Consider the following 26,102-nt stretch of genomic DNA (forward strand, 5'->3'; position numbering starts at 1 on the left):
AATTATACACTGGTTCGGCAAGCCCACGACCACAGCCGCTAGGGTTGCGAGCGGTGGCCCATACGAATATTTGGTGCTCGGTCTTCTGATTGCACACGACGCAACAGCGCTGCACCCCCTGGCGGTTCAGCTTACGGCTTGTCTTTGCGGCGCGCTGCGCTTATACCTTGTCTCGCCCTCTGGGCAGGAGAACAAGATGGTCAAGAAAGTTCACGATATTGATAGCAGGACCGCACTGTCCGTTGCGCGCATCGTTGAAGAGATGGAGAACGGTGCAAGCGGGGAACTGATTGCGGCGAATTGCGGAAATGGTCAACTCAATGGCGATTTCTTCCGTAAATTACGCATATTCCACTCGGCCAGCAAGACAAAACCGGCCTTTACAAAAACGGCTCAAAGAACGGTCCGCCTTATTACCGACGAAATCGCTTCGGAAGTAGATACCAAACTTCCAAGGCATTCCAAACACAAGGAAGTTGAATTTAAAGACTCCTAATCACTCATACAACATAGCAGACGCCCGCGTACAGCGGGCTTTTTTTTGCGGTCACAACCGGGTTTGTGCGCACAACTGCGCAGCCATCTCAGGATGTCAGCGGCTCGCGCAAGAAAACGAATCAAAAATAGTGAAACTCGGGTCTCCATATCGGCGGGATGCAGCATATCGCCACCCCCTCAAAATTGAACCACCAACCAAACCATAAACATCCCCCATCGACACTATCACTCAGGCAGGCGAGCACTATGCGGTGCAAGCTTGACGAAACCGTCTTTCTCCAATCCAACAATTTTAGATGTGAGCGCGTACTGATTGAGATAGATCTTAACCGGACGATTCTCAACCGTTGCCCATGGGCGAGCAACACCGTAGGCGACCGCGTCCTTTTCGCCATCGGTACGAAACTCAAGTCGATCGTGCCGGTAGTGCAAGCCAATCACTTCGGCGTCATCGCTTCCGCCGCAAGCCATGATCAACTCACGCTCGGAATCACAGCTCAGGGACTTGAAGCCATCCAGGTCGAAAGGCGGCAGTTCATCAAACCATTTGACGCGCCGTTGCTCGCGACTGAGAAGCACGCGATCCGCAACTGCGTCCAATACCTGTCTCAACGCGGCAATTTCTCTGCTTTGCTGACCGGAATGCTCGCGCAGTTCACGAATCACTCGCCCCCTAAATGTCACAACGTTGAACAACACCGCGACCACAAGCACGAGAACCAAAATCTCCAAGAAATCAGCCATAGTGCCCCTCCGAAAGACCGCAGTCTAACGGCTTCATGAGCGAATATCACAGCTCTATCCGGCTATCATCGCGGTCTGTGCAGGTGGCACAGGTGCTGGATCGACTGGCAGTGAGTCGAAGCTTGCCACAGGTGATACGGACCGACAACGACAAGGAATTTTGCGGCAAGGTGGTGGTGGCATCGGTCCACGAGCGAGCCGTGCAACTGCGCCTGATCCAGCCAGGCAAGCCCAATCAGAACGCCTACATCGAAAGCTTCAACGGTCGTTTTCGCGGGGAATGTCTCAATGAGCATTGGTTCCCGACATTGCTGCACGCTCGCACGAAATTGAAACCGGGCGGAGGGACTACAACGAGGAACAACCGAAGAAGATCCTAGGTGGCCTGACGCCGGCGTCCTATGCTCAACAGCTCGTGGCAAAAACCGCTACGATGAAACCTGGACTCTAAAGAGACCCGCTACTCAAGGCTGGGGGATATCGCTGAGGTGCGTACAGCGAAGTGCCAAGCTACGGCCAGCATAAAAAGCGCCGGCATGCCGGCGCTTTTTTGCTTTTGCTGTTACGAATCCCCAATCCCGACTCCCCAATCCCAGCTTCACCGCACCTCAATCTGCACATCCGCCGGCAACGCATGGATGCGCAGTTCGCCGTGTTCCCACTGCGCCGCTTCGCCGTTGACCAGGGTGCGGCCCGGTTCGCCCGGGTACGGCCACGGCAGCACCAGGCCGCCGCTGGGCACGCGCAGGCCCTCGGGGATGTTCAGCAGCAGCCGGTTCTTCTGCCGCCGCAGCTGGTAGCTCAACGGGCCCTGCGGGGTGCGCAACTGTTCGATCGCCACGCCCTTGCCGTCGAACCAGTCGGCCGGAATGCCTGCGGCCAGCACCAGGCTGTCGTCGACGTCGCGGGCGTAGGCGAACATGTCCAGCACCGAGCGCACGAAGTCCGAGGCGACCCAGGCATGCGGCAGGTCGCCGAGGAAGAACGGCTTGCGCGGCGTGCGCGAGACCACTTCGGCCCACTGGTTCCAGGGCTGCGGCGTGCGGTCCTTGAAGAAGAACTGCGTCGCCTCCCAGGCGCGCTCGCGCCAGCCCAGGCGCACGAACGCGGACACGTTGCGCCACTCGTAGGGGGTGTAGTCCTTCCATTCGCGGGTGCCGTCGCGGCGGCCGACGAACTCGCTCCAGTAGCGCGCGAAGGTGTTGTCGAGCAGCGTCGGCGGCAGCCGGCCCTGCTCGCCGCCCGGTGCCAGCGCGATGGTGCTGGAGGTCGGGTCGAAATCGCCCAGCTCCGCCGACCCCGGCAGGAAGTCGATGTGGTGCTGCTGGGTCGCACTCTCCAGCGAGGCGTACAGGTCCTGGCGGAACTGGTCGCGCGAGGCGGCGAAGCGTGCGGCGTCGTCGATGCGGCCCAGTTCGGCGGCGATGCTCACCGCGTCCTTGTAGCCGCGCAGCGCCCAGAAGTTGTCCCAGTACGAGTGCGTCGGCTTGGCCGAGTAGCCCTCGTGGCTGATCGACGCCGGCATCATGCCGTAGAAGGCGGCATTGCGCGCGCGGTTCTCGTCGGTGCGTTCGCTGAGCCGCAGCTGCTCCATGTAGGTGTAGGCGCCGAGCACGTGCGGCCACATCTGCTCCAGGAACGCGCGGTCGCCGCTGTAGCGGTAGTAGTCGGCGACGCTGTAGATCAGTTCGCCATGGCTGTCGTTCTCCGGCACCGGGTCGCTGCCGCGATCGTCCACGCAGCACGGCACCATGCCGTTGGCGAACTGGTACGGCGCGTACCATTCGACGTACTCGCGGACCACGTCGGCGCGGCCCAGCCGCAGCAGGCCTTCTGAGATCATCGCGCCGTCGCGGATCCAACTGCGCGAGTACGAGCGCGTGCCCGGCTGCAGACGCGGCCCGATCCGCGAGATCAGCATGTGCGCCAGCGCGGTGCGCAGCGTGTCGGTGACCGCCTTGCCCTGCGCCGGCACGTGCAGTTGCACGCGGTCCAGCTTCTCGTGCCACTGCGCCGCCACCTGCTGCTGCGCGCGCGCCGCGTCGAAGCCCGGCGGCAGGCCGGGGCCGGCATTGCCGGTCTGCGGGATCACCAGCGCCACCTCGCGCACCTCGCCCGGGGCCAGGCGCCCGCGGTACAGCAGCGCGCCGGAGGCCAGCCCGTCCGGGTCCTGCGCCTGCTGCGGCAGGCCGCTGGCGTCGGTGCCGAGCCGTTCGATGTCGATGCCGGCGTCGAACGCGCTGGCGTAGGCGGCGTCGGGCTTCTGCACCGCGAACACCCGCGGCTGGCCGTTGACCTGCACCTGCGCGCCGGCGAAGGCCAGCGAGCGGATCGGGCTGACCCCGCCGACCGTGTTGAGGAACTGGCTGGGCGGATTGACCTGGAACGGGCGCACCGCCAGCGCCAGGGTGTAGTCGTGCGGCTGCTTGCTCGGGTTGCTGAGCCGGTAGCGCGCCACCAGTTGCGCCTGCTCCGGCTCGCCCTGCACGAAGGCGGTCACGCGCAGCGCGGCGTTGTCGTGGCTCCAGTCCACGCTGGGAATCGGCAGGTAGTCGTCCTGCAGGCTCTGCGCGGTCTTGACGTCGGCCCAGCTCAGGCGCTTGCCGTCCAGCAGCAGGAACGGTTCGATGCTGAAGCCGCCCTTGCCCACCTCGATCGCGCCGTCCTCGCCGACCAACCCTTGTTCGCGGCCGCCGTCCAGGCCGACGATGGTCCAGTACGGCTGCTCGCCGCTGAAGCCGCGCGGGAACCAGCCGCGGGTGGACTGCGCCGCCACCGACTTGATGAAATCGTTCTGGGTCGCGGCGAAGGCCAGTGGCTGCAGCGCGATGTCGGCGATGCCGTAGCGGAAACTGGGGCCGTCCTGCAGGTCGAAGCGCACATAACGCGCCTCGGTCTCCGGCAGCGCCAGCCAGTCGGTGCCGCCATTGCCGGCGGTCACGGTGCGCAACTCGCGCCAGCTGCGCCCGTCGGCCGAGCCCTGCACGGTGTAGCGCGAGGCGTACACGCCCGGCGCCCACTGCACCTTGGCGCCGCCGAACTCGCGGACCTTGCCCAGGTCCAGCATCACCGTCTGGGTCTTGGCGTTGCCGCTGTACCAGACCGTGTCCGGCTTGCCGTCGGCGATGCGCTGCTCCAGCGCCGGGGCGGTATCGGTGCTGACCTTGACCGTCAGCGGCGAGGTGTCCTGCGGCGGCAACGGGGTCAGGGTCAGCTGGTCGAAGCACACCGTGCCGGCGCCGCCGACCTGGTTGTAGATGGTGAACTCGATCTGCGCGCTGCGGGTCAGCTCCTTCTCCGGGCTCGGCCCCCAGGCCTTGTCGATCTGCCGCTTCTTGAAGGTGACCGTGCTCCATTGCGTGGGGAACGCGTAGCGCGGCCGGTTGACCCACCACACGTTGTCGCCGCTGGCGTCGACCAGCTTGAACTGCAGGTCGTTGCTCGGCGAATCGCCGCGCAACTGGAACGAGAATTGATAGTTGTCCGGGTAGTCGATCGGCACGCTGCGGCGGATGCCGGCATAGCCGGACACGCCGTTGAAGTCGTAGTCCAGGCACAGCGCCTTGGCGCGGCCGCCGCTGGGCGCCTGCACCAGCCGGGTCGAGGCGGTGACCTGGTTGGAGACGACGATCTGCCACTTGTCCAGATCGTTGAAGCTGTCCAGCGTCACCGTGGAGGTCGGCGGCGCGGCGACGGCATGGGCGGCCGCCAGTCCCAGCATCGCCAGCATCGCGCGTGCGCACCTCGTCGCCATCCCGTCCCTCATCGCGTTCCCCGTTGTTCGTTTCGTTGCGTGTCTGCGTCTGTTGGAGGGCGTCGGCCCTGGCGGCCCGGCTGGTGGTGCGGCCTGCGGTCGCGGCTGAAGCCGCTCCTACAGGCCCGGCCCGGCCGTCCATGATCGGGCGTTCGGCGCAACGCGCGCCAGTGGCGCTCGAGGTTCCGCTTCGCTGCCGCCATCCGTGGCGAACCTATCCCACACCAGAACGTCCGGCCCGGCCATCCATGGCCGGGCGTTCGGCAACGCGCGAGCCGGTGGCGCGCAAGCGCGTTCCCTCACCCCTTCACGCTGCCGAGCAGCAGGCCCTGGATGTAGTAGCGCTGCAGGGCCAGGAACAGGGCCAGCACCGGAACCACCGTGACCACCGCGCCGGCCATCATCATCTCCACGTCCATGATGTGCTCGCGCGACAGCGCCGCCAGGGCCACCGGCAAGGTGTAGTGCTCCTGGTCGGTCAGCACGATCAGCGGCCACATGAAGTCGTTCCACGCGGCCATGAAGGTGAAGATGGTCAGCGTGACCAGCACCGGCTTGAGCATCGGCAGCACGATCTGGAAGAAGATCCGCAACTCGCCGGCGCCGTCGATGCGGGCGGCCTCCAGCAGCTCGTCCGGGATCGAACGCGCGTACTGGCGCACCAGGAAGATGCCGAACACCGTCGCCAGCGCCGGCACGATCACGCCGCCGAAGTTGTTGACCAGGTGCAGCTGCTTCATCAGCAGGAACAGCGGCAGCATCGCCACCTGCGCCGGGATCACCAGCGCCGCCAGCAGGATCTGGAAGATCCGTTCCTTGCCGACGAAGCGCAGCTTGGCGAAGGCATAGCCGGCCATGGTGTTGATCAGCAGCGAGCCGAAGGTGATCGCGCAGGACACCAGCAGGCTGTTGGCGAAGTTGCGCGCCATGCCGGTGCGCGAGAACAGCTCGCCGTAGTTGGCCAGGGTGGCGCCGGTGGGCAGCATCGGCGGCGGGAAGCGGCTGGCCTGCCCCGCCGGCATGAACGACACCGACACCATCCACAACAGCGGCGCCAGGCTGATCACGGCGAGCAGCAGCAGCCCGCCGTTGACCAGCAGCGTGTTCCAGCGCGAGGCGCCGATCTCCCGGCTCATACCAGGTCCCTCTTGCGGCCGAAGCGCAGCATCACCGTCGTCACTCCCAGGATGATCAGGAACAGCAGGAACGCCACCGCCGAGGCGCGGCCGAGGTTCCACCACTTGAAGCCTTCCTCGAACATGTAGTACAGCACGCTGACCGTGCTCTGCAGCGGATCGCCGCGGGTCATCACGTAGGGTTCGGCGAACAGCTGGAAGTAGCCGGACACGGTGATCACCCCGACCACCAGCAGCACCGGCCCGAGCATCGGCAGGGTGATGTGCAGGAACTGCCGCCACTTCGAGGCGCCGTCGATGCGCGCGGCCTCGTACAGGTCCTGCGGGATCGCCTGCAGCCCGGCGAGGAAGATCACCATGTTGTAGCCGAAGTTCTTCCACACCGCGAACAGCATGATCGTCGGCATCGCCCAGTGCGGATCGCCGAGCCAGTCGATCGGGCCGATGCCCAGGTGCGCCAGGCCGTAGTTGACCAGGCCGTAGCTGGTGTGGAACAGGTAGCGCCAGATCACCGCCACCGCCACCAGCGTGGTCACCACCGGCGCGAACAGCGCGGTGCGGAACAGCGCCTTGAAGCGCGCCACCGGCGCGTTCAGCAGCAGCGCCGCGCCCAGCGAGGCGCCGATGGACAGCGGCACGCCGACGATCACGAAGTACGTGGTGTTCCACAGCGACTTCCAGAACATCGGCGTCTGCAGCAACTCGATGTAGTTGCCGAAGCCGACGAAGCGCAGGTTGTGGCGGTCGGCCAGCGAGTACAGGTCGAAGTCGGTGACGCTCAGCGCCAGCGCCGACAGCACCGGCAGGCCGAAGAACACGCCGATCACGATCAGCGCCGGGCCGGCGAACAGCCAGCCGATCAGGGAACCGCGCTTCATGGGGCCGCTCCCGCGGCCGGCGCCGCCGTGCCTTCGCGGTGCTGCTGGTGGATCCAGCGGCGTTTCTCCAGGATCTCGTCGACCCGCTTGTCCAGTTCCCGCATCGCCTTCTCCTGGGGTTCGCCGCCGCGCACCACCCGCTCGGTGGCCAGCCGCATCTCTTGCACGATGCGCTCCCACTCCAGGACCTTCGGTGCCGGCTTGACCCGCTCCAACTGGTCGCGGAACGCATGCGCCAGCGGATCGTCGGCCAGCGACGGATACGCCCAGGTGCTGCGCCGCGGCGGCATGTCGCCGATCAGCGCGTGGAAGCGCGCCTGGATCTGCGGCCGCGACAGGAACTCGATCAGCTTCCACGCCGCGTCCTTGTGCTCGGACTTGCGGAAGATCACCAGGCTGGTGCCGCCGGCGATACCCGCGCCGGGGCCGTCCGGGCCCGGCAACGGCATGGTGCCCCACTGGTCCTTGAGCGCCGCCGGCTGCACCTTGCGGAACTCGCGGATGTTCCACGGGCCGGAGATGTAGAAGGCGTAGAAGCCGTTGAAGAACTCGTCCCAGACGTTGGAGATCTGCGTCTCGGACATCTTCGGCGCCCAGCCCTGCTCGAACATGTTGGCGTAGAACGCCAGCGCCTTGCGGAAGCCGGGGCTTTCGAAGTTGCCGTAGTTGTTGTGGTCGCGCAACAGCGGATCGGGCAATTGCAGTCCCAGCGACAGCTGCTGCTCGAACTCGTTGAGCGGCATCAGGATCGCGTAGCGCTTCGGCCCCACGTGCTTCTTCACCGCCGCCATCGCCTGTTCCCATTCGGCCCAGGTCTGCGGCAGCTTGGTCACCCCGGCCTCGCGCAGCATGTCCTTGCGGTAGAACAGCAGGCGCGTGTCCACGTACCAGGGGATGCCGTAGAGCTGGCCGTCGATGACGCTGGTGTCCCAGATCCCGGGGAAGTAGTCCTTCGGATCCACCACCTTGGAGCGGTCGACGTACGACTGCAGCGGCTGCAGCGTGCCCAGTTCGGCGAACTCGGGAATCCAGGTGTTGCCCAGCTGGCACACGTCCGGCAACCCGTCGGCGGCGAAGGCGGTGAGCAGCTTCTCGTGGGCGGCGGTCCAGGGGATGTTCTGGATGTCCACGTGGATGCCGGGGTTCTCCTTCTCGAACTGCGGGATCAGCTCGGCCACCACCTCGGCCTCGCGGCCCATCGCCCAGAACCGCACCACCTCGCCCTGCGGCGCGCGCGCGCATCCGCACACGGCCACGACCAACAGGCCCAACGACAACCAACGACCGATCATGCGTGTGCTCATTCGGGCTTCTGCGGCTGGCGCTGGTCGGGATTCTGTTGCGCCTGCGCAGCGGCGGCACGCGATTCGGCGATGCCGATCGCCCGCGCCGCAGCGGCCTGCTCGTCCTTCTTCGGCACCGGCTGCGCCTCGCCTTCCGGGGTGAGCCAGCCGCCGGTGAAGCCGGCGCGCTCCAGTCCGGTGCGAATGTACTTGTTCTTCTTCATCACGTTCCAGACGAACTCGTTGCGGTAGTTGGCGATCATGGCCAGGATCGGCCCCTGGTCGATGCCGATGTAATCGCTGGACACCCAGCCGCGGCCGGGCACCACGCGTCCGGTCTTCAGCGGAATATCGTAGTTGAAGCTGGGGTTGAACGAATCCAGGAAACCGTAGCTGGAGTAGATGAAATCGCCGTAGCGCTTGTGCATCTCCTCGGTGGCCGGAATCACCACCTCCGGCGCGAACACTAGCGAGGCTACCGCTGCGGTCGGCGCGATGGTGCCGTCGTCGAAGTTCTCGCGCAGGCCGGCGCCGCGCGAGGAATAGTGACGGAACTGGCGCTGTTCGCCACGGTATTCCTGCTCGGTGTTCTGCGGACCGTCACTGGCGGTCAGGCCCCACACATTCTCGCCGTAGTCCTTCCACTTCATCGGATTGGCGATGGCGTACTCACGCTGCGCCAGCGCCGCGCGCCGGCTGTTGAGGAAGTAGTCGATGCCGCGCTCGCGCATGTACTGGTCCTGGATATCGCGGAAGTCGATCCAGACATGGCTGTACTGGTGCGCGAACATCGGCCCGAACGACAAGTATTCCTGGCCGTAGTACACGCCCCAGTCGTTGTTGTAGGTGCGGGTCCATACCGTCCACGCGTCCGGGCTCACCGCATGGGTCGGCGAGCCCAACGCCAGCACGTACAGCATCATCGCTTCGTTGTAGCCCATCCAGTCGTGGCTGATGAACCCGCTCTCGGGGAACCAGCCCATCGAGATCAACGGATCGCGCACCTGCAGCCAGGTCCAGTCCACGCGCTTGTACAGCGTGTCGGCGATCTCGCGAATCTCCTTCTCGCGCGGGTCGTCTCCGTCGTAGTACGACTGCGCGAACAGCACGCCCATCATCAGCAGCGCGGTATCCACGCTCGACAGCTCCACCCAGCTATCGTAACGGCGGCCGTTCTGCATATCGAGAAAGTGGTAATAGAAGCCCTTGTAGCCGGCCTTGCCGGTGCGCTGCGGGCCAACCGGCACATCGCGGAAGAACTTCAGCGTGGTCAAGGTGCGATCCACCGCCTGGGTGCGGCTGATCCAGCCGTTTTCAATGCCGATGGGATACGCCGTCAGCGAGAACCCCACCGAGGCGATGCTGGCGAACGGACGCGACGGGAAACGGTCGGGGGTCAGGCCATTGGTTTCGTTGGTGGTGTCCCAGAAGAACTGGAAGGTGCGCCGCTCAATGTCGCCGAACAGCTGCGGCAGCTCGGGCTTCAACGGTTTCGGCGGCAGTTCGGCCTCGACCAGGATCACCTTGACCGGCTTCTTCTCCACCGCCTTCGGCTCCTCGGTCTTCTTGCAGGCCGTCAGCAGCACCCCTGCTGCCATCAACATCAACGAAAACCTGATGAAACTGCACTGCTTCTTCATCGTGCCCCCCGTGAAATCGTTTACACGCACGCAAAAAATAACCCGCTTTTCCATCGCCGCGGCCCCCGTGGCACGGGAGCCGCGGCGACCCAACTTACCAGTTCAAACCGAATGACAGCTTGAACGTCCGCATCGGCGAAGCGAGCACGCCGTTCGGCGTGCCGAACGCCGTGTTCAGATCGGCGTAGGTGCCGGTATCGGTGTTGTAGTCCGCGTAATTGGTCCAGTTGAACAGGTTGATGACATCGGCGCGCACGTTGAACTTGATGCCCGACCCGGTATCCCATTCCTTGTTCGCCGCCAGGCTGAATTCCTTGTAGCCCAGCGTGGCGTCCGGCTTGTACTGGATGATATAGCACTGGTCGTTGCCCGCCAGGCAGTTGGTGCCGTAGCGCGGGGTCTGGCTGGCCAGCGACAGCTTGGCCGACAGGGTGATGGCGTACGGCAGATCGTAGATGCCGGTGACCACCAGGCGGTTCTTCGGGATGCCGCCGGCCTCGCGCCAGCCGTAGCCGGCCATCGACGGCTGGTCCAGCGCGTAGTGCTCGCCGTACTGGCGGTTTTCCTTCGCGTCGGAGAAGGTGTAGGCCACGGTCAGGCCCCAGCCGGACTCCTTGTCGTAGGGTTTGTCCAGCTTCAGCGCCAACTGGTTGTTGCGCGTCTTCAGCCCATTGGTGCCGAGCACGATCGCGCTGTAGCCGTTGGGCGAGTCGGTGGGCACGCCGGAGGTGGTGCCGGGCAGGAAGAACGAGCCGTCGGCACGGCGGTTGCCGCGCAGGAACACGAAGCCGTCCTCGCTGACGATGCGGCTCAGGGTCACGTCCGTGTACCAGTCGTTGCCCCAGAAATGCACCATGTTGCGCATGCCCAGGCTGAACTGGTCGGAGTACGGCACCTTGATGTTGTTGTCGATCAGGTAGACCTCGCGGCCGCCGCCGGCGCCGCCGGTGTTGGAGGCCGCCAGCCCGTCCAGGCCGGCCTGGGTCGCATAGCTCGGATTCCATGCCACGCACGGCTGGCCCAGGCACGGCGTGTTGGCGCTGCTGAAGTAGTAGCTGTAGGAGCGGAAGTTGTTGTTGAGCTGCTCCAGCGCCAGGTAGTCGAACAGGTTGCGGTCGTAGGCGCGGCCGGCGCCGCCGTAGATCACGTGGGCCTGGTCGCCGAACAGGTCGTAGGAGAAGCCCAGCCGCGGCTGCCAGGCGTCCTTGAACGCCTTGCGGTTGTTGCCGGTGCTGATGTAGTTGGCGATGTCGTAGTTGGCGTTGTCCAGGTTGCGCCAGTTCAGCAGCGCGCTGGCGACGTCGGCGGGGGTGACGAAGTCCAGGAACGACGGGGTCTTTTCGTAGTCGTAGCGCACGCCCAGGTTCAGGGTCAGGTGCTCGTTGACCTCCCAGTCGTCCTGCAGGTAGATGCCGTACTGCTTGTTCTGCGACTGCACCGAACCGCCGTCGCCGGTGTCGCCGAAGCGCACCCGGTACGGCGTGCCGACATCGCTGAGGATGTTGTAGTAGTACTGCGGATTGGCCGGATTGATCTGGGTCGAGTCGAGCTGGATGTCCTTGTACTTCAGGCCCATCTTGATCGTGTGGCTGCCGTGCCAGTCGAGGCTGTTGAGGGTCAGGTCGTCCTGCAGCGTCCAGCCCTTCTGGCCCTTGTTCTGGAAGCTGCTGCCGGCGCCGGCGCTGAGGATGGTGGTCTCGTTGCCGGCCTGCGGCACGTAGGACAGCACATAGCCGCTGCCGTCAGTGAGCGGGGTCTGGGTCCAGAACGCGCTCTCGTAGCTCAGGTTCAGGTCGTTGAGGAAGGCCTCGCCGCTGTACTGCCAGCGCAGGTTGGCGCGCTTTTCCTTCTGCCCGTTGCTGCTGCCGTGCTGGTAGGTGGTGGTATCGCCGATGTCCGACAGCTCGTCTTCCTTGCGGTACTTGCCGGTCAGCTCGAACAGGTTGTTGTCGCCCAGCGTCCAGTCGATCTTGCCGAAGTACAGGTCTTCCTTGAACGGCGTGCTGTAGGTGGCGACCAGCGGCTGCAGCTGCGCCGGCAACTGGTCGACGCGGTCGGCGTAGATGCCGCCGGGGATCACCGTGTTGGGCGTGGTGTATTCCTTGGCCTCGTAGGCCACGAAGAAATGCGCGCGGTCCTTGAGGATCGGGCCGCTGAAAGTGGCGCCGTACTGGGTCTCGGAGAAATCGTCGCGCTGGCCGGCCTTGCGCTCCAGCGGACTCTCGGCGCGCCAGTCGTCGTTGGTCGTATCCCAGAAGAAGCTGCCGTGGAAATCGTTGGTGCCGGACTTGGTCGAGGCGACGATCGCCGCGCTGCTGACCTGGTCGAACTCGGCCTTGTAGTTGGAGGTGATGACCTTGTACTCGCCGATCGCCGACTGCGGGAACGGGTTGCCGCGACTGGAATCCTGGCCGCTGACGCCGCCGGTCAGCACGTAGTTCTTCTGGCTGATGCCGTCGATGTAGACGTTGGTGCCGTTGGCCGAGGTCGCGCCGGAGCGCACCGTGGTGTTGCCCTTGGCGTCGCGCTGGAACTGCACGCTCGGCACGCTGTCGGCCAGCTCCAGGAAGTTGCGCGTGGCCTGCGGCAGCTTCTCGATCTGCGCGTTGGAAATGTAGGTGGCGTTCTCCGAGGTGCGGGTCTCCACCAGCACCGGCGGCGCCTGCACCTGCACTGCGTCGAGCGTGGTCGCGCCCTGCCCGTTGGCGGTGGCCGCTTCGCCGCCCACGCCCAGGTCCAGGGTGGCGGTCTGGCCGACCTGCACGGTGACGTTCTGCGAGGTGGTCTTGCCGTCGGCGGTGACGTCGATGCGGTAGGACCCCGGCGGCAGGCCGCCGACCGAATAGATGCCGTTGCTGGCCTGCACGCTGCGGCTCAGACCGGTGGCCAGATTGGTGGCGGTGACCTGCGCGGACGCGGCCGGCGCCGAATCGACCTTGACCTGTCCGCGAATGGTGGCGCCGGTGCTTTGCGCGAATGCCGGCGCGGCGCCCAGCAACAGGCAGCTGGCGAGGGCGCAGCTCAACAGCTTGCGCGTGGGCCGGGCGGAGTGCGGGGTGTGGTGCATGTGGGGTTTTCCCTCCAGGAAGACGTGATGCTCGTTATGGGTGGTGCGTGGTGCTTCGATGAAACGAAGTGGAACAAGCGATGCGGCGCGAAACACGCGTCGCATCAGGAACGGGCCGTGCTGGAATCGCGCACGACCAACGTAGGAACCAGGGTCTGCCGCCGCCCGTCGTCCGCGTCGGGCCGATCGATCAGTTGCAGTAGACGATGCATCGCCTGCTCACCAAGCCCGGCGATGCTGACGCGCATGGTGGTGAGAGACGGGTGAACGAAACGCGCCAGCGGAATGTCGTCGAAACCAGCCAACGCGATGTCGTTGGGCACGCGCACACCGTGCTGGGTGAAGGCGTAGAGACAGCCGAGCGCGGTCATGTCGTTGGCGGCGAACACCGCATCGGGCAGCGTGCCCGCCTGCAGCATCGCCTGTCCGGCGCGATACCCGGAGGCTTCGTCGAAGTCGCCCGGGAACTCCTGGCCGTGCGCTTCGCCGGGATGGCGCGCAATGGCGTCGCGGAAACCACGCAGGCGTTCGCGCGCGTCGAAATTCAGTTCCGGGCCACCGATGAAGGCGATGCGGCGATGTCCCATCGCCAGCAGGTGTTCGGTCATCGCCACTGCGCCGGCATGGTCGTCGATGCTCAGCACCGGGTACTCGGTGCCCGGCAGGTGGGTGTTGATCAACACCGTCGGCAGCGCCTGCGGCAGGTTGTCGGTGAGAAAACCCGGGCGCTCGGCATACGGCGACAGCACCAGCAGGCCGTCGACGCGCCCGCGCATCGCCCGCAGCGCCCGCCCCTGCTCTTCCGGGTCGCCGTGGTAGCTGGACACCAGCAGGTGCTGGCGGCGCGCGCGGGCGGCGCCGTCGATGCCGCGGATCAGTTCGGAGAAGAACTCGCCGTACAGGTCGGGCAGCACCACCCCCAGGGTCTGGGTGCGGCGGCTGCTGAGGCTGCGCGCCGCCGCATGCGGGCTGTAGCGCAGGCGCTCGGCCACTTCCAGCACCAGGGTCCGCACCGGCGCGGCCACGTTCTCATGGCCATTGAGCGCACGCGACACGGTGGCCACCGAGACCCGGGCTTCGCGTGCAACGTCTTTGATGGTAACCGCGCTCTTCGCCATCGTGCCGCCCTCCACGGCAGAGACCTTGAGAAACTGGCGCGGACTGTAATCGTTTTCAGCGCGAGGCAGAAGCCCTTTGTTGCCTACCTAATAAAAGTCTTGTTTTTCAGTTGCTTGAATAATGCAAAACCGGTCGGAATCGTGCCGCAACGCAACATAATCCAGGTGCCGATTCCGATTTTCCGCGGGGTGTGCCCCTCTTTTCGAAGCAGGCGCCCCCATCCGCCGCCGGGCGTCAGCCGGCCGCGCCCGGCACCTCGGCGCGGATCGACAGCGCATGGATGTCGGTCTGCATCATCTCGCCCAGCGCCGCGTAGACGGCGCGGTGCCGGGCCAGCGGCGCCATCCCGGCGAAGGCCGTACTGACGACCCGGACATTGAAATGCCCGCGGCCATCGCGCGCGCCGGCGTGGCCGGCATGGCGGTGGCTGTCGTCCTCCACCTCCAGCGCCTGCGGCGCGAACGCCGCCTCCAGCGCGGCGCGGATCCGCGCCACCCGCTCGGCGCCGACCTGGCTCATGGCAGCACCTTGCGGAACGGCCGCACCTCGACCCGGGCGTAGACACCGGCGTCCACATAGGGATCGGCCTCGGCCCAGGCCCGCGCCTCGGCCAGCGAGTCGAACGCGGCCACCACCAGGCTGCCGCTGAAGCCGGCCGGGCCCGGATCCTCGGCGTCGATCGCCGGGCACGGCCCGGCCAGCAACAGCCGTCCGGCCTCCTGCAGCTGGGTCAGCCGCTGCAGATGCGCCGGCCGCGCCGCCGCCCGCCGCGGCAGCGCATCGTCCACGTCGTACCCCTCGATCACGTACCACATCATCGGCCTGCCTTCGTTCCTGTAACCGTCCGTGCGCATTGTAGGACCTGCCCCGGCGCGGCGGCGCTGGACATCGACCCCGCCGGCGCATTACCCTTGGTCCCATTGCACGCGGCCGGATGCAGCGGCCCGTCGGTGATCGGCGACCCCAAGCCCCTTCCGACGACCGATTCGCTGCCTGACACCGCCCGCGCAGACGTCCTCCTCTGCAGTTCCCGCCGCCGCGACACGCGTGGCGTGCGTCGTGTGTCTTGTTGAAGTACCGAGCGCGTTGCGGGGACGACGCGCCATTGAACCGCAGCACTGCCGGCAAGGAGCCGCGCCGGGTCGCGCCTGCCCGGCCCTTCGCTACCGCAACACCGATGTCCAACCGATGACCTCCGAACTCGCGCTCGACGCGAACCCGCCAACCCAGACGACCCCGCCACAGCAGCAGGAAATGCCGCTGGCGGTGGTGCATGGGCAGCCGGTCCTGCAGATCCCGCAGGATCTGTACATCCCGCCGGATGCGCTGGAAGTCATCCTGGACGCGTTCGAAGGCCCGCTGGACCTGCTGCTGTACCTGATCCGCCGGCAGAACCTGGACATCCTGGACATCCCCGTCGCCGAGATCACCCGGCAGTACGTGGACTACATCAACGTGATGCAGGAGCTGCGCTTCGAACTGGCGGCCGAATACCTGGTGATGGCCGCGATCCTGGCCGAGATCAAGTCGCGGATGCTGCTGCCGCGGCCGCCGGCCGAAGACGGCGAGGAAGTGGACCCGCGCGCCGAACTGGTCCGCCGCTTGCAGGAGTACGAACGCTTCAAGCAGGCGGCCGAGGACATCGACGCGCTGCCGCGGCAGGACCGCGACACCACCCCGGCGCACGCCCACGTGCCGGACCGCGCCGCGGTCAAGCTGCCGCCGCCGGTGGAGCTGAAGGAAATGCTGCTGGCGCTGTACGACGTGCTCAAGCGCGCCGAACTGTTCAGCGGCCACGCGATCAAGCGCGAGGCGCTGAGCGTGCGCCAGCGCATGGGCGATGTGCTGGGCCGTCTGGACGACGGCAAGTTCCACCGTTTCGAATCGCTGTTCAGTGCCGAGGAAGGCAAGCTCGGCGTGCTGGTGACCTTCCTGGCCCTGCTGGAACTGGCCAAGGAGCAGTTGCTGGACATCGTCCAGGAGCCGCTGGCGCACGTCCCCGCCGAGGCCGCCGAACGGCCGCCGCTGCCGCCGATCTACGTCAAGTCGCTGGCGCTGGGCAACACCAACGCGCCGCTGCAGTTCAACAGCGAGTTCGACGACAGCGACGCCGCCGACGCCACCACCTGAGCCCACCGAGACCCCGCCCCCGCATGGATCAAGCGCTGATCAACCGCATCGTCGAGGCCGCCCTGCTCGCCGCCAACCAGCCGTTGCCGCTGGCGCAGTTGCACGGCCTGTTCCCCGAGGAGGAACCCGCGCCGCCGGGCAGCATCGAGCGCGCGCTGGAACTGCTGCGCGAGGCCTGCGAGGGCCGCGGCGTGGAACTGGTCGAAGTGGCCTCCGGGTTCCGCTACCAGGTGCGCAGCGACGTGCACGCCTGGGTGGCGCGGCTGTGGACCGAGCGCAAGACCCGCTACACCCGCGCCACCCTGGAGACCCTGGCGCTGATCGCCTACCGGCAGCCGATCACCCGCGGCGAGATCGAGCAGGTGCGCGGCGTGGCGGTCAGCAGCAACATCATCCAGGCGCTGGAAGAGCGCGAATGGATCCGCGTGGTCGGGCACCGCGACGTGCCGGGCAAGCCGGCGCTGTTCGGCACCACCAAGACCTTCCTGGACTACTTCGGGCTCAAGCGCCTGGACGAACTGCCGCCGCTGTCCGAACTCAAGGACATCGGCGAACTGGAACCGCAGCTGCCGCTGGACCGCGACGCGCTGCCGGTCGGCGACATGGCCCAGGCCGACGCCGCGCCGGGCGGCGACGCCGGCCAGGACGGCCAGAGCGACACCCCGGCGCAGGCCGCGACCGCCAGCGACTCCGCCGCGCCTGCCGCGACGGCGCAGGCAGCCGAGGCCGAGGCCGAGGCCGCAGACGCTACAGACACAGACACCAGCAACACCGCAGTACCGCACACCCCCGCGACCGACGACGCCGACGCGCCGACGGCCACGGATTCCACGACCGCCCCGACGGGCGAACCCGAAGCCGCGCCGGGAGAGCGCGCGGCGGATGCGAACGAAGCCGAAGACAACGCCGTCGCGACGACGACCGTGGCTGTTGACGATGCCGATTCCGAACCACAGGCCGACGCGCAACGCGCCGGCCGGAGCCAAGTAAATGAGTGACACCTCCCGCAAGCTGTCGTTGAACAAGCTCTCGCTCAAGCGCGACGCCGCTGCCGCCGAGCAGCCGAAACTGGAAGAACGCCTGCACAAGGTCCTGGCCCAGGCCGGGCTGGGCTCGCGCCGGGCGCTGGAACAGCGCATCGCCGACGGCCTGGTCAAGGTCAACGGCGAGGTCGCGCAGACCGGCATGTCGATCCGCAGCGGCGACAAGATCGAGCTGGACGGCCGCAGCTTCGTCGCCAGCGCGCTGACCGAACCCTCGCGCGTGCTGATCTACAACAAGCCCGAAGGCGAAGTGACCACGCGCGAAGATCCCGAAGGCCGCCCGACCATCTTCGAGGCGCTGCCGGCGCTGAAGGGCGCGCGCTGGATCGCGATCGGCCGCCTGGACATCAACACCACCGGCCTGCTGCTGCTCACCACCGACGGCGAGCTGGCCAACGCGATGATGCACCCCTCCTACGAGATCGAGCGCGAGTACGTGGTGCGCGTGCGCGCCCCGGAAGGCGAAGAGACCGTGCCGGACAGCATGATCGAGCGGCTCTCGCGCGGCGTGCTGCTGGAGGACGGCGGCGCCAAGTTCGACGAGATCGAGCGCATCGGCGGCACCGACTCGCACGACTGGTTCCGGGTGGTGGTCAAGGAAGGCCGCAACCGCGAAGTGCGACGCCTGTGGGAATCGCAGGGCTGCCAGGTCAGCCGGCTCAAGCGCACCCGCTACGGCAAGATCGCGCTGCCGCGCGAACTGCTGCGCGGGCACTCGATGGAGCTGGCGCAGGACAAGGTCGAGGCGCTGCGCGCCGAGCTGAAGCTGGAGGAAGGCACCCCGTCGGCGCTGACCCTGCAGCCGGTGATCGGCCAGCGCAAGGCGGCCAAGGCCACCGTGCAGGTCGGCCGCGGCGGCAACGCCTACGTCAACGGCCACAACACCGCCGACGAAGGCCGCGAGCTGCGCCGCTTCGACACCTTCCGCGAGGACCGCGGCCGCGGCCGCGGCGGCAAGAAGCCGCACGGCGGGCTGACGGTGAGCGGCGAGATGGCCGCCAAGCAGGCGCAGAAGCCGTTCAAGCAGCGCACGCCGAAGGGCCCCAAGCCGCTGCCGGACGGCAACCCGGCCGCGTTCCGCACCTGGTACGTGCCGGAGGGCGTCAGCACCGGCCCGACCGGCCACCGCAACGCCGGCCCCGGCGGTCGCGGCGGTCAAGGCCAGGGCCAGGGCCAGGGGCGTCCCTACGCCAAGCCGCGCCCGGCCGGTGCCGGCGCCGGTGCGGGCGCTGGTGGCCAGGCACGCGGCCAGGGCCAGCAGCGCAAGGCGCATCCCTACGGGCACCCGGCCAACGCGCCGAGCTTCCCCTCCGACCACGCCAACCCCGGCTTCAACCCCTACGGCGCCGCGCCGCGCGCGGCGCGCCCGGCCGGCGGCCAGAAGCGCGGCCCGGGTCCGGGCGGACGTCCCGGCGGCGGCAACCGCCCGGCCGGCGGGCGTCCGGGCGGCGGTGGCCGTCCCGGTGGCGGCGGCAACCGCGGTCCGCGCGGCGGCTGAGTCGCGGCGCCGGCGCAGCGCGCGCCGGCCCTCGCCCCGAGCGGTTCCAAGGGCGCCTGCGCAAGCGGCGCCCTTTTTGCTGCGCCGGCGGCAGCAGCGTGCGGCGCCCCGCTCCTCGCCGCCGTCGGCATCCGCGCCATCGCGCGTTGGCCGATGGGTCAACGGGTGGCCGCGGGGCGTCCCCACATGTGCGCCTTGACCACACGACGCACACACCGGATATGCTTGCGGCGCTTTGCCGCCGGCACCTCGGCGGCATCCCGACCCAGGAACCCCGATGACACGGAAGATGAAGATCGCCCTGCCGCTGCTGATCGCCGGCGTGCTCAGCCTTGGCGCCTGCCGGAAGGCCCAGGAAGAAATCGCCGCAGCGCAGAACCCCTACCCCGCCAGTTCGCCGCTGCACGCACCGTTCGATCGCATGCTGCGCAAGCTGGCCAGCGATCCGCGCTACGTGGCGCTGCTCAAGCAGAGCGGCCCGCAGGCGCAGCAGGTCGGTTTCAAGTTGGCGCAGAGCGGCATCGCGCGGCTGGATCGCGACACGCTGGAACAGCGCCTGGAGATCCTGTCCCAGGTCAGCGAAAAGGTCGACGTGCCGCAGTGCGCACTGCTGGCCCGCGGCGGCAATCCGAACGATGCGCAGGCGCTGGGCGCAGCGATGTTCGGCGGCCTGGAAAAACTGCCGCAGGCGCAGATCGACCGCTGGTTCGATATCTCGCTGAAAGCCACCGAGGCCGCGTTGGGCAACACCCAGCCGCAGGTGGTGTCGCAGCAAAGGATCCAGGAGGCGATGGGCAGCCTGGTCAGGTCCCTGCCTGCCGATCAGCAACAACGCCTGTTGCACGTCCTGCCGCAGATCACCAAGGCCAGCGACGCCGATGCCTGCTGGGTGGCGCGCACCCTGTATCGCCAGGCGCTGGCGGCGCCGGAACCGCTGCGCGGCGAGCTGGCCTGGGTGTTCGCGCAGCAGTAAGCGCAGAGCACGCGAAGCGCGTCCTCGCGCAGGACGCGCTTCGCCGGGTCGCATTGCGATCCAGCGTGCGGCCGGCGCGCGGTCGATCGCCTCGAGAAACCGGTGACCCAAAACAGAATCCAGGCGCACTGCGCCTGGATTCGATCCGTTCGCTTTGTATCCGCCCTGGCTGCGGCACCACCGCAGCCAGGGCGCGGCGCCTTACCTGCGGCGCTCGATCACGAAGTTGCCGACGTTGACGCCAAGATCGACGCCTTCGCCGGTCCCGGCCAGGGCCAGCGAAATGTCGCCCTTGGTGACGACCTGCGCGGTACTGGACTTCACCAGGCCGGCATGCGCTTCGGCGGCGGCGTAGGTGCCGAACAGGTCGTTGAGGCTGTAGGCGCCGCTGAAGGTGCCGCGGCCGCCGACGATCTTCGACTTGCCGACCGTCAGGCCGCCGCCCTTGCTGCTGATCTTGACCGGGATCACCGCGCCGTCGTTGCAGGTGATGGTGCCGGTGCCCTTGGCGGTCTTGTAGAACACCGACCAGCCCGACAGGTTGAAGGAGAGCTTGCAATCGATATTGCCGGCGGCCTGGGCCTGCGGCGCGAGCGCGGCCGCGCCCAGCAGCGCGAGCAGAGAAAGCGACTTGATCATGTGGGCATTACCGATGGGTGGACGAGGCGCGAGGGTAGCAATGGGTCCGTCGCGGCCGCGACAAGGTTGACGAGGCGTCGCGCGCACGTTCAGCCGGCATTTCCACTTGCGGCGGACTGGTGCCGGCGTGGCCGGGGCACATGCAGTACGCGACGCCGGCGCGAAGTATCGCTAAAACGCGTTTGCGGCGGCCCGGCCTGACCGCTCGTTGCTTTTGCAGGAGTCAACTGGCATGCAGCGGCGACGCGCGAAGCAGCGTGCTTTCCGATGGCGCAATGCGTCGGGACTGAAGTCCCTCCCACAGTGCACCCGCCAAGCTCGCCGCACGATCCTGCAGGAGGGGCTCTTACAAGGGGAGCCCTCCGGACTCAGCACAGAGTGAGCCTTCCAGAGTAATGAAGTGTCGGCTAGTCGTCCAGACTGAAGGCATCGGCATCGAGCATGGCCGGGAAGCGCGCGCGGTGCGCGGCGAGCGCAGCGGCGGAGATCGTGGTGGTCGCCACCTGTTCGCGCTCGCGGATCTCCAACTGCGGCTGGCCGAGGAAATCGATCACCGCGCTGTCGCCGGCGTAGTGCAGGTCGTTGCCGTCCACACCGACGCGGTTGACCGCCGCCACGAAGCACAGGTTCTCGATCGCACGCGCGCGCAGCAGCGTGCGCCAGGCGTAGGCGCGCGCCGACGGCCAGTTGGCGACGAACAGTTGCAGGTCGAAATCCAGTTGGCCGGGGCGTTCGACGTCGTAGCGGTTGCGGCAGAACACCGGAAAGCGCAGGTCGTAGCAGACCTGCGGATTGATCCGCCAGCCCTTCCACTCCACGCACAGGCGCGCGCGCCCGGCGGCGTAGCGCAGGTGCTCGTTGCCGTAGCGGAATAGATGGCGCTTGTCGTAATGCTGCAATGCGCCGTCCGGCGTGGCCCACAGCAGGCGGTTGAACACCTTGGCCTCGCCATCGGCGCCGGGCACGCGCAACTGCACACTGCCGGTCACCGCCGCACCGAGCCGCGCCGCCTGCTCGCGGATCCACGCCACGGTCGGCCCGTCCATGTCCTCGGCCTGCGCCAGCGCATCGTTGGAGAAGCCGCTGGTGAAGGTCTCCGGCAGGATCACCAGGTCGGTGACGCCCGCCAGCGGTGCCAGCAGTTCGGCGTAATGCGCGCGGTTGCCGGCCGGGGCGTGCCAGCGCGTATCGCCCTGGACCAGCGAGATCCTCAGATCCTGTGCCACCTGTGTCATCCCCAACGTCCTCCGATGCAGATCGTGCCGACCAGGCACAGCAGGCCCAGTGTAGGCGTTACCCATGGCAGATGGCCTAAAAGCGGGAATGGGGAATCGGGAATGGGGAGTCGCTAAGCGACAGCGACCTTCACTATTCCCGATTCCCGAATCCCCATTCCCGGCGGCTTCGCGCGCTTACAGCGCGCGAAGCCGCTCGATCGCCGCATCCAGCGTCGCCTCGTTCTTGGCGAAGCACAGCCGGGCCAGGCGCTGACCTTGCGGCGGATCCTGGTAGAACGGCGACAGCGGGATCGCCGCCACGCCCTTCTCGATGGTCAGCCACTTCACGAACTCGGTGTCGGGCAAGTCGCTGACCGCCGAATAGTCCACCAGCTGGAAATAGCCGCCCGGCACCGGCAGCGGCGTGAGCCGGGTGCCCAGCAACTGTTCGCGGAAGCGGTCGCGCTTGGCCTGGTAGAAGGCGCCGAGCTGTTCGTCGTGCTCGGGCTGCTCGCGGATCATCGCGGCGAAGGCGTGCTGGGCCGGGCCGAAGCTGGTGAAGGTGTTGTACTGGTGGACCTTGCGGAACTCGGCGCTGAGCGCCGGCGGGGCGATCGCGTAGCCGATCTTCCAGCCGGTGCAGTGATAGGTCTTGCCGAAGCTGGAGACGACGAAGGCGCGCTCGCGCAGCTCCGGCCAGCGCAGCACCGACTCGTGGCGGCGGCCGTCGAACACGATGTGCTCGTAGACCTCGTCGGAGATCAGGAAGATGTCGCTGCCGCGCAGCAGTTCGGCCACCGCCTGCAGGTCGTCGGCGCCGAACATCGCCCCGGACGGGTTGTGCGGGCTGTTGAGCATCAGCAGGCGGGTGCGCGGGGTGATCGCCGCGCGCACCCGCTCCCAGTCCACCGCGAACGTGTGCGGGTCCAGCGGCACGTGCACCGCATGCGCCCCGGCCAGGTCGATCGCCGGCTCGTAGCTGTCGTAGGCCGGATCCAGCACGATCACCTCCTCGCCCGGGCGCACCACCGCGTGGATGGCGTTGAACAGCGCCTCGGTGGCGCCGCTGGTGACGGTGACCTCGGTGTCGGCATCGACCTGGGCACCGTAGCAGCGCAGCGCCTTCTCGGCGATCGCCTGGCGCAGCGCCGGCACCCCGGTCATCGGCGGGTACTGGTTGTGGCCCTCGCGCATGGCGCGGTCCAGCGCCTCGATCAGCCGCGGCGGTACCGGAAAGTCGGGAAAGCCCTGGCCCAGGTTGACCGCGCCGTGCTCGGCGGCCAGTTGCGACATCACGGTGAAGATGGTGGTGCCCACCTTGGGCAGCTTGGTCTGCGGAAACATGCGGGGGATCTGCGAGCAGCGGGAAAACGCCGAGTGTACGCAAAGCCGCTTGCCGGCGATGCGCCAGCGGCCCGCCGCTCCCCCCGAAACAGCACACGCGCATCGCCGCGTATGGCCGCCGCCGGCATCCGCCGGACGCCCGCATGCCGATACAATGCGCGCCTTCCCTTGCCGCCCGCCGCCGCGCCCTCCGCCGCGGCCTTCGCCGATGACCGATCCGCTGTACACCCCGCCACCGCTGCTGGCCGCGCACGGGCTCACGTTCGCCCGCGACGACGCCGCGGTGTTCGGGCCGCTGGACTTCCACCTGGATGCCGGCGAGGCGCTGCTGGTGCAGGGCGACAACGGCGCCGGCAAGACCACCCTGCTGCGGGTGCTGGTCGGCCTGCTGCGCGCCGAGGCCGGGCGCATCGAGATCGACGGCCATCCGGTGCGGCGCGGCGACCGCGCCCGCTTCATGGCCTACCTGGGCCACCTGGGCGCGCTGAAGGCCGACCTGAGCACCCTGGAGAACCTGCATTACCTGTGCGGGCTGCAGGGGCGCCGGGCCAAGCAGATGCCCGGCAGCGCGCTGGCCATCGTCGGCCTGGCCGGCTACGAGGACACGCTGGTGCGGCAGTTGTCGGCCGGGCAGAAGAAGCGCCTGGCGCTGGCGCGGATGTGGCTGTCGCCGGCGCCGCTGTGGCTGCTCGACGAGCCCTACGCCAACCTCGACCTGGACGGCATCACCCTGGTCAACCGCATGATCGCCGCGCACCTGCGCAGCGGCGGCGCGGCCCTGGTCACCACCCATGGCGCCTATGCCGCGCCGCCGGTACGCACGCGCATGCTGAGCCTGAGCGGAGTCGCCGCATGAGCCTGGCCGCGCCCGTTCCCTCCCTGTGGCAGGCCACCCGCGCGCTGCTGCTGCGCGACCTGCGCCTGCTGTGGCGGCGCCGCGGCGACGCGCTGCAGCCGGCGCTGTTCGCCCTGCTGATCGTGGCCCTGTTCGCGCTGGCGCTGGGCAACCAGCCGCGCCTGCTCGGCGAAGTGGCCGGTGCCGCGCTGTGGCTGGCGGTGCTGCTGGCCGGCCTGCTGGCGCTGGACAGCCTGTTCCGCAGCGACGCCGAGGACGGCTCGCTGGAGCAATGGCTGCTGGCGCCGGTGCCGCTGGCCTGGCTGGTGCTGGTGCGGGTGCTGCTGCACTGGGCCACCACCGCATTGCCGCTGATCGTGGCCGCGCCGCTGCTCGGCGAATTGCTGCACCTGCCGCATGACCGCATGCCGGTGCTGCTGGCATCGTTGGCCCTGGGAACGCCCTTGCTGAGCCTGCTCGGCGCGGTGGTCGCGGCGCTGACGGTGGGCATGAAGCGCGCCGGCATCCTGGTCGCGCTGCTGGCCTTGCCGCTGTACGTGCCGGTGCTGGTGTTCGGTGCCGGCAGCGTGGCGGCGGCGGCGCAGGGCCTGGACCCGGCCGGTGGCCTGCTGTTGCTGGCCGCGGGCCTGGTCGCGGGCCTGGTGCTGGCGCCGCTGGCGGCGGCCGCGGCGATCCGCATCTCGCTGAGCTGAGCCTTTGGCGCAGCGGCGGACGTACCATGCAAGCGCAGTGCTCCATCGCCGTTCCGTCGTTGTCGCAACGAAGCCCGCCTTCCGCCAGCTAGAATCGTCCGCATGGCCTCTCTCGTCCGCTGGTTCCACCAACTCGGTTCGCCGCCGACCTTCGATCGCTTCGCGGCGCGCTGGACCCCGTGGTGCTACCTGGCGGCGCTGCTGCTGGCCGGCGTGGGTATCTGGCAGGCACTGTTCGTGGTGCCGGCCGACCGCCTGCAGAGCGACGCCTTCCGCATCCTCTACATCCACGTGCCCAGCGCCTGGATGAGCCTGTTCGTGTTCGGCCTGATGGCCGTGTACGCGGCCATCGCCCAGGTCTGGCGGATCAAGCTGTGCGAGATCCTGGCCATGGCCTGCGCGCCGATCGGCGCCGCCTTCACCCTGATCACCCTGCTGACCGGCAGCATCTGGGGCAAGCCGATGTGGGGCGCCTGGTGGGACTGGGACCCGCGCCTGACCACCGAACTGATCCTGCTGTTCCTGTACATCGGCGTGATGGGCCTGTACCTGGCGATCGAGGACCGGCGCAGCGCCGCGCGCGCGGCCGGGCTGCTGGCCATCGTCGGCGTGGTGCTGCTGCCGGTGATCCGCTATTCGGTGGTGTGGTGGAACTCGCTGCACCAGGGCCAGACCATCCGCCTGTTCGGCCAGTCCAGCATGGACCCGAGCATGCTGCCGCCGCTGTGGCTGATGGTGGCCGCGACCAAGTTCTGGTTCGCCGGCTCGCTGCTGGCGCGCGCGCGCGCCGACAACCTGCGCCGCGAGGCCGGCAAGGACTGGGTGACGCAGCTGGCGGAGGCGCGCGGATGAACTACCTGCCCTACGTGGTCGGTGCCTACGCGGTGTTCGCCGGGGTGCTGCTGGCCGATTTCGTGTTGGCGCGCCTGCAGGTGCGCGCGGCGCTGCGGGCGGCGCGGCTGCGCGCGCAACGCAAGCGCCAGGCCAAGGCCGAACCGGCGCCGCCGCTGGAGCTGAGCCGATGAACCCGCAGCGCCGGCGCCGCCTGCTGTGGCTGATGCTGCTGGTGCTGGCCGCCGGCCTGACCACCGCGCTGGTGGCGATGGCCCTGCAGCGCAATACCGCCTACCTGTACACCCCGGCCGAGGTGCTGGCCGGCAAGACCGGCGCGCACGCGCGCTTCCGCCTCGGCGGCATGGTCGAGAAAGGCTCGTTCCAGCGCGCCCCCGGCGCGCTGCAGTCGCACTTCCGGGTCACCGACGGCGATGCGCAACTGACCGTGCGCTACGACCGGATCCTGCCCGACCTGTTCCGCGAGGGCCAGGCGGTGGTGGCCACCGGCAGCATGCGCGACGGCGTGTTCGTGGCCGAGGACGTGTTGGCCAAACACGACGAGACCTACATGCCGAAGGAACTGGCGGACAAGATGGGCAGCGCGCACCGCAAGCACGATGTGGGGGCGGTGCAGTGAATTGCCTGAGGGGCGGGAATCGGGAATCGGGAGTGGGGAATGGTCGCAGCAGAAGCATGCCCCCGATCATGGGCAGCGCCGAGCTGCGTCCATGCAATGCAATGGTCCACTTCGTTCGGC

At 67.7% G+C, this 26,102-nt stretch carries 23 protein-coding genes and 1 pseudogene; 11 read left to right on the plus strand and 13 right to left on the minus strand.

The genetic code is table 11. The features are described 5' to 3' along the window. Positions 1-73: 73 nt before the first annotated feature. Positions 74-496: a hypothetical protein gene (locus tag AC1PME_RS12315; RefSeq protein ID WP_481096012.1), complete on the plus strand. Its 423-nt coding sequence runs from the start codon at positions 74-76 to the stop codon at positions 494-496. Between the two features lie 227 nt (positions 497-723). Here AC1PME_RS12315 and AC1PME_RS12320 read toward each other — a convergent pair whose 3' ends face one another. Beyond that, positions 724-1,242, minus strand: a complete 519-nt coding sequence (locus AC1PME_RS12320) for a hypothetical protein (RefSeq protein ID WP_481096013.1) — start codon at positions 1,240-1,242, stop codon at positions 724-726. A gap of 83 nt (positions 1,243-1,325) precedes the next feature. On the opposite strand from AC1PME_RS12320, the pseudogene AC1PME_RS12325 reads away from it, so the two are divergent. Next, positions 1,326-1,693 (plus strand): annotated as a pseudogene (locus AC1PME_RS12325) (integrase core domain-containing protein); the annotation flags it as partial. A gap of 147 nt (positions 1,694-1,840) precedes the next feature. Here the strand turns inward: AC1PME_RS12325 and AC1PME_RS12330 are convergent. From AC1PME_RS12330 to AC1PME_RS12370, 9 genes are all read right to left on the minus strand, one after another. Continuing rightward, positions 1,841-4,963, minus strand: a complete 3,123-nt coding sequence (locus AC1PME_RS12330; protein ID WP_481098110.1) for a discoidin domain-containing protein — start codon at positions 4,961-4,963, stop codon at positions 1,841-1,843. 332 nt (positions 4,964-5,295) lie between these two features. After that, positions 5,296-6,132: a carbohydrate ABC transporter permease gene (locus AC1PME_RS12335; RefSeq protein ID WP_254458293.1), complete on the minus strand. Its 837-nt coding sequence runs from the start codon at positions 6,130-6,132 to the stop codon at positions 5,296-5,298. Then, positions 6,129-7,010, minus strand: a complete 882-nt coding sequence (locus tag AC1PME_RS12340; protein ID WP_010342668.1) for a carbohydrate ABC transporter permease — start codon at positions 7,008-7,010, stop codon at positions 6,129-6,131. Before AC1PME_RS12340 ends, AC1PME_RS12335 begins: the two co-directional genes overlap by 4 nt. Beyond that, positions 7,007-8,302 (minus strand): sugar ABC transporter substrate-binding protein, encoded by a 1,296-nt coding sequence (locus AC1PME_RS12345; RefSeq protein WP_481098111.1) that lies wholly within the window; start codon positions 8,300-8,302, stop codon positions 7,007-7,009. The genes AC1PME_RS12340 and AC1PME_RS12345 overlap by 4 nt, the downstream gene beginning before the upstream one ends. A gap of 8 nt (positions 8,303-8,310) precedes the next feature. Beyond that, a complete protein-coding gene (locus tag AC1PME_RS12350) occupies positions 8,311-9,897 on the minus strand; it encodes a glucoamylase family protein (RefSeq protein ID WP_429002420.1) in 1,587 nt (528 codons plus the stop codon). A 130-nt stretch (positions 9,898-10,027) separates the two neighbouring features. After that, on the minus strand, positions 10,028-13,000 hold the full coding sequence (locus AC1PME_RS12355) for a TonB-dependent receptor (RefSeq protein WP_481096014.1): 2,973 nt from the start codon (positions 12,998-13,000) through the stop codon (positions 10,028-10,030). Between the two features lie 104 nt (positions 13,001-13,104). Beyond that, the gene (locus AC1PME_RS12360) at positions 13,105-14,118 is read right to left on the minus strand and encodes a LacI family DNA-binding transcriptional regulator (RefSeq protein WP_254458295.1); all 1,014 of its coding nucleotides are present in this window, start codon (positions 14,116-14,118) and stop codon (positions 13,105-13,107) included. 235 nt (positions 14,119-14,353) lie between these two features. Continuing rightward, complete coding sequence (locus AC1PME_RS12365; protein WP_481096015.1) at positions 14,354-14,638, minus strand: BolA family protein; 285 nt, start codon at positions 14,636-14,638, stop codon at positions 14,354-14,356. Further along, on the minus strand, positions 14,635-14,934 hold the full coding sequence (locus AC1PME_RS12370; protein ID WP_254461425.1) for a YciI family protein: 300 nt from the start codon (positions 14,932-14,934) through the stop codon (positions 14,635-14,637). The genes AC1PME_RS12365 and AC1PME_RS12370 overlap by 4 nt, the downstream gene beginning before the upstream one ends. Positions 14,935-15,307: 373 nt before the next feature. On the opposite strand from AC1PME_RS12370, the gene AC1PME_RS12375 reads away from it, so the two are divergent. The 4 genes from AC1PME_RS12375 (at position 15,308) to AC1PME_RS12390 (ending at position 19,763) form a co-directional block, all read left to right on the plus strand. Further along, positions 15,308-16,249 carry a segregation and condensation protein A gene (locus tag AC1PME_RS12375; protein WP_254458297.1) on the plus strand — a complete coding sequence of 314 codons (942 nt, stop codon included), beginning with the start codon at positions 15,308-15,310 and terminating at the stop codon, positions 16,247-16,249. A 23-nt stretch (positions 16,250-16,272) separates the two neighbouring features. Continuing rightward, positions 16,273-17,247 (plus strand): SMC-Scp complex subunit ScpB, encoded by a 975-nt coding sequence (gene scpB / locus AC1PME_RS12380; RefSeq protein WP_481096016.1) that lies wholly within the window; start codon positions 16,273-16,275, stop codon positions 17,245-17,247. Further along, the gene (locus AC1PME_RS12385; RefSeq protein ID WP_481096017.1) at positions 17,240-18,790 is read left to right on the plus strand and encodes a pseudouridine synthase; all 1,551 of its coding nucleotides are present in this window, start codon (positions 17,240-17,242) and stop codon (positions 18,788-18,790) included. The genes scpB and AC1PME_RS12385 overlap by 8 nt, the downstream gene beginning before the upstream one ends. Positions 18,791-19,079: 289 nt before the next feature. After that, a complete protein-coding gene (locus AC1PME_RS12390; RefSeq protein WP_481098112.1) occupies positions 19,080-19,763 on the plus strand; it encodes a hypothetical protein in 684 nt (227 codons plus the stop codon). Between the two features lie 201 nt (positions 19,764-19,964). Here the strand turns inward: AC1PME_RS12390 and AC1PME_RS12395 are convergent, their stop codons facing one another. The 3 genes from AC1PME_RS12395 to AC1PME_RS12405 all read right to left on the minus strand — a co-directional run bounded on the left by AC1PME_RS12395 (position 19,965) and on the right by AC1PME_RS12405 (position 22,963). After that, positions 19,965-20,402 (minus strand): hypothetical protein, encoded by a 438-nt coding sequence (locus AC1PME_RS12395; protein ID WP_254458301.1) that lies wholly within the window; start codon positions 20,400-20,402, stop codon positions 19,965-19,967. A gap of 407 nt (positions 20,403-20,809) precedes the next feature. Continuing rightward, the gene (locus AC1PME_RS12400; protein ID WP_481096018.1) at positions 20,810-21,637 is read right to left on the minus strand and encodes an amidohydrolase; all 828 of its coding nucleotides are present in this window, start codon (positions 21,635-21,637) and stop codon (positions 20,810-20,812) included. A gap of 177 nt (positions 21,638-21,814) precedes the next feature. Further along, positions 21,815-22,963 (minus strand): pyridoxal phosphate-dependent aminotransferase, encoded by a 1,149-nt coding sequence (locus AC1PME_RS12405; protein ID WP_481096019.1) that lies wholly within the window; start codon positions 22,961-22,963, stop codon positions 21,815-21,817. A gap of 208 nt (positions 22,964-23,171) precedes the next feature. Here AC1PME_RS12405 and ccmA point away from each other — a divergent pair, with 208 nt between their 5' ends. The 5 genes from ccmA to ccmE all read left to right on the plus strand — a co-directional run bounded on the left by ccmA (position 23,172) and on the right by ccmE (position 25,982). Beyond that, positions 23,172-23,819 carry a heme ABC exporter ATP-binding protein CcmA gene (ccmA, locus tag AC1PME_RS12410; RefSeq protein WP_160965131.1) on the plus strand — a complete coding sequence of 216 codons (648 nt, stop codon included), beginning with the start codon at positions 23,172-23,174 and terminating at the stop codon, positions 23,817-23,819. After that, entirely contained in the window at positions 23,816-24,511 is a 696-nt protein-coding gene (ccmB, locus tag AC1PME_RS12415; RefSeq protein WP_307550989.1) for a heme exporter protein CcmB, read from the plus strand. Before ccmA ends, ccmB begins: the two co-directional genes overlap by 4 nt. A 102-nt stretch (positions 24,512-24,613) precedes the next feature. Continuing rightward, a complete protein-coding gene (ccmC, locus tag AC1PME_RS12420) occupies positions 24,614-25,363 on the plus strand; it encodes a heme ABC transporter permease CcmC (RefSeq protein WP_307550991.1) in 750 nt (249 codons plus the stop codon). Continuing rightward, the gene (gene ccmD / locus AC1PME_RS12425; protein WP_017915657.1) at positions 25,360-25,536 is read left to right on the plus strand and encodes a heme exporter protein CcmD; all 177 of its coding nucleotides are present in this window, start codon (positions 25,360-25,362) and stop codon (positions 25,534-25,536) included. The genes ccmC and ccmD overlap by 4 nt, the downstream gene beginning before the upstream one ends. Continuing rightward, on the plus strand, positions 25,533-25,982 hold the full coding sequence (ccmE, locus tag AC1PME_RS12430; RefSeq protein WP_481096020.1) for a cytochrome c maturation protein CcmE: 450 nt from the start codon (positions 25,533-25,535) through the stop codon (positions 25,980-25,982). The genes ccmD and ccmE overlap by 4 nt, the downstream gene beginning before the upstream one ends. The last annotated feature ends 120 nt before the right edge of the window (positions 25,983-26,102 follow it).

Source organism: Xanthomonas sp. NCPPB 901 (genome assembly GCF_056725085.1).